Here is a 3,721-nt window from a genome sequence, read left to right as displayed (position 1 = left end):
CGCCGGCCCGCCGCGCGGCGCAGCGTGCCCGGCCGGATCCGCGTCATCACCGCCGCCACGGTGACGGCGCTCGCGCTGTTCTTCACCGCCCTGGCCGTGGGCAGCGCCTCGGCCCGCGACGGCCTCCGCGTCACCGGGCACGACGCGGGCCCGCAGGTCGTCGCCACCGCCGGGCTGTACTTCGGGCTGAGCGACATGGACGCGCAGGTCGCCGACGCGCTGCTGATGGGCAGGGAGTACGGCGACCGGCGACAGGCCGCCATCGCCAGGTACGAGCAGCGGCGCTCCGAGGCCAACGCGGCGCTGATGAAGGCGTTCGAGCTGTCCGGCGACAACCCGGCCGAACGGCGGACCGTCCAGTCGGTGCTCGACGGGCTCGGCCGCTACGAGCGGCTGGCCGGGCAGGCGCTGCTCCTCGACGCCCAGGCGAACCACGCGGCCGGGCCGCCTCCCGACAACGTCGTCGCGCTCTACCGGCAGGCGACCGACCTGATGCGGCAGGTGCTGCTGCCGCAGGCGTACAACCTGACGCTGGAGAACGGCACCATCGTGCGCCGCACCTACGACGACAAGAGCGCCACGGTGCCGGTCCTGCGGGTCGCGGTGGTGCTGACCGGGATCGCCGCGCTGGTCTGCCTGGTCTGGCTGCAGATCTATCTGGCGGCGCGCTTCCGCCGGGTGTTCGGGCCCGCGCTGCTGGCCGCGACCGTGGTGACCGCCGTCGCCCTGTTCGCGGGGACGGCCGTGCTCGGCGAGGACCTGCGAGACCTGCGGGCCGCCAAGGCCGACGGGTTCGATCCGGTGCTGACCGTGGCCAGGGCGCGGGCCATCAGCAACAGCATGCAGGGCGACCAGAGCCGCTACCTGCTCGACAAGGTGCGGGCCGACACCTACGAGCACACCTTCCTGGACAAGTCGCAGACGGTGTTCTACCTCCAGGCCGGCAACCTCGCCGCCTACCACGCCAAGGTGTCGGGGGGCGCCCGGGACTACCTCGGCCTGATGGGCACGCGGCTCGCCGACCCCGACGGCAGACGGGTGCTGGAGGCGTACACCGGGTTCCAGCGGGCCGACGCGGACTTCCGCGCGCTCGTGCGCGCGGGGCGCGCCGGCGAGGCGGTCGCCGCCCGGCTGGGGCCGGTGCGGGAGGCGTTCGACGCCTACGACCGGACGCTGCTGGCGGTCTCGCAGCGGCACGAGACCGCGTTCGAGCGGGCCATCGGCGCGGGTGAGCGCGCGCTCGACAACCTGTGGCGGCTGTTCCCGTTCGTGATCGGCGGCATCGGCCTGCTGGTCGCGGCAGGGGTGTGGCCCCGGCTCAAGGAGTACCGATGAAGCGGCTGCTGGCGGTGGCGCTGACCCTGGCCGCGCTGCTCTGCGCGGGCTGCGCCGGTGACGGGCCCGAGTCGGTCGTGGACAAGGACAGGCTGGTCATCGCGGTCCGGCCCGACCTGCCCTCGATCGGGTTCCGCAGGCCGGACGGGAAGCTGGAGGGCTTCGACGTGGACGTGGGCCGCTACATCGCGCGCAAGCTCGGCAAGCAGGCCACGTTCGTCCCGGTGCTGGCAGCCGAGCGGGAACGCGCCGCCACCTCCGGACGGGCCGACCTGGTCCTGGCCACCTACTCCATCACCATGGACCGCAAGCAGCACGTCCTGTTCGCCGGGCCGTACCACGTCTCCTACCAGGACATCCTGGTGCGGCGGGACGACACGTCGATCCGCAACGTGCGCGACCTGAAAGGGCGGCGCATCTGTGAGGTCCAGGGCTCGAACGCGGCGCAGCGGGTCGTGGACGAGCGCGGGGTGGCGGCACGGGTGGTGCCGGTGCGCGACTACGCCGCCTGCCTCGCGGCCCTGAAGGCCGACGAGTTGGACGCCATCACCACCAACGAGGTCATCCTGGCGGGGCTCGCCATCCAGGACGGCTCCGGCCTGCGGCTGGTCAACGCCCAGTTCAACGAGCAACGGACCGGGGTGGGCATGCGCAAGGGCGACGTCGAGGGCTGCGAGGCGGTCAACCGGGCGATCACCGCCATGTACCAGGACGGCACGGCCGCGGCCCTGCTGAAGCGGTGGTTCGGCAGGTCGGGCCTGGACCTGTCGACCGTGGCGGTGCCGCAGTTCGAGGGCTGCTTCTAGCCTCGGAACCGTCCGGGAAAGCTGGAACCGGTGACCCCCGAGCGGGGCGGGTCACCGGTTCTACGGGTGGGACGTCTCAGTCGAGGTAGTCGCGCAGCATCTGCGCCCGCGTCGGATGGCGGAGCTTGGCCAGCGTCTTCGACTCGATCTGCCTGATGCGCTCCCTGGTGACGCCGAACTCCCTGCCCACCTCCTCCAGCGTGCGGGGATGCCCGTCGGCCAGGCCGAAGCGGAGCTGGATGATGCGCTGCTCGCGGTCCGACAGCGTCGCCAGGATGTCGTCGAGCTGGTCCTGCAGCATGATGAAGGCCGCCGCCTCCATGGGCACGACCGCGTCGGCGTCCTCGATGAAGTCACCGAGGTCGGAGTCCTCCTCGCCGATCGGCGACTGCAGCGACACGGGCTCCTGGGCGATGCGCTGGATCTCCACCACGCGGTCGACCGGGAGGTCCATCTCCTTGGCGATCTCCTCGGGGACGGGCTCGCGGCCGAGGTCCTGGTGGAGCTGGCGTTGCACGCGGACGAGCTTGTTGATCGTCTCCACCATGTGCACCGGGATGCGAATGGTGCGGGCCTGGTCGGCTATCGCCCGCGTGATCGCCTGCCGGATCCACCACGTGGCGTAGGTGGAGAACTTGTAGCCCTTGGTGTAGTCGAACTTCTCGACCGCGCGGATCAGGCCGAGGTTCCCCTCCTGGATCAGGTCCAGGAACAGCATCCCGCGCCCCACGTAGCGCTTGGCGATCGACACCACGAGCCGCAGGTTGGCCTCGATGAGACGCTGTTTGGCCCGCGTGCCCTGCCACACGAGCTCCCTGAACTCGGGGAAGGCCAGGCGCGAGACCCCGTTGGCCAGCTTGTCCTCGGCGAACAGACCGGCTTCGATCGACTTGGCCAGCTCCACCTCCTCCTCGGCTGTCAGCAACGGCACCCGGCCGATCTCCCGCAGGTAGATGCGGACCAGATCGCTGGTCGGCGCCCGCTTGCCTATGTCCTCCTCATCAGCGCGGCTGGTCTCCTCGTCGCCCTGGGGCTCGAGGACCTCCACACCGTTCTCGGCGAGCATCCGCACGACGCGTTCCAGCGCGTCGGACGGCAGCTCGGATCGGTCAAGCGCGGCTGCGACGTCATCGACGGTTACGCTTCCGCGCTCCCTTCCCTTCGCGACGAGGTCCGCCACCTGATCCACGGATGGCGGCCCACTTGGCAGCACCGATGCACCCACGGGAGACAGTCTGCAGTATTGCTTCCGGAAAATGGCAGACCCATTTTTGTCACTGAAGGTAAGGCCGACACCCTTACCGAATTGAGATCTATTAAAGGTTTGGCCGGAGTTTGATCAGGAAAGAAAAGCCCATTACGCGATGTGGATTGGCACGTCCCGCGGCGGGCACCGCCGGACGTACCTCCCGGCCTGCCCTGACACCGGCGTGACGGCCGCGCTTCCGAGCGAGGTTCGGGTCATGCGCGAGTGTGCGTACGACTGACGCGAATAATAATTCCGACACGACCGCCCCGGATTTCCGCGCCACCGGCCGGGCGCGCCGCCCGCGCGCCCGCGGCTCGCCCGCTCCCGGGGC

At 70.5% G+C, this 3,721-nt stretch carries 3 protein-coding genes; 2 read left to right on the top strand and 1 reads right to left on the bottom strand.

Annotation, left to right across the window (positions count from 1 at the left end):
- Both DQW85_RS09360 and DQW85_RS09355 read left to right on the top strand, forming a co-directional pair.
- The coding region (locus DQW85_RS09360) for a hypothetical protein (protein WP_113699972.1) at positions 1-1,335 on the top strand (1,335 nt) is incomplete at its 5' end.
- Positions 1,332-2,141 (top strand): transporter substrate-binding domain-containing protein, encoded by an 810-nt coding sequence (locus tag DQW85_RS09355; protein ID WP_113699971.1) that lies wholly within the window; start codon positions 1,332-1,334, stop codon positions 2,139-2,141. The genes DQW85_RS09360 and DQW85_RS09355, both read left to right, overlap by 4 nt.
- Before the next feature lie 76 nt (positions 2,142-2,217).
- On the opposite strand, the gene rpoD is transcribed toward DQW85_RS09355, so the two are convergent.
- Positions 2,218-3,321 carry an RNA polymerase sigma factor RpoD gene (gene rpoD / locus DQW85_RS09350; RefSeq protein WP_240197050.1) on the bottom strand — a complete coding sequence of 368 codons (1,104 nt, stop codon included), beginning with the start codon at positions 3,319-3,321 and terminating at the stop codon, positions 2,218-2,220.
- Positions 3,322-3,721 lie beyond the last annotated feature (400 nt).

Source organism: Nonomuraea lactucae (assembly GCF_003313395.1).
In the GTDB taxonomy this organism is placed as follows: domain Bacteria; phylum Actinomycetota; class Actinomycetes; order Streptosporangiales; family Streptosporangiaceae; genus Nonomuraea; species Nonomuraea lactucae.
Note: the sequence above shows the minus strand (reverse complement) of the source record. Positions and strands in the feature narration are given on the sequence as shown.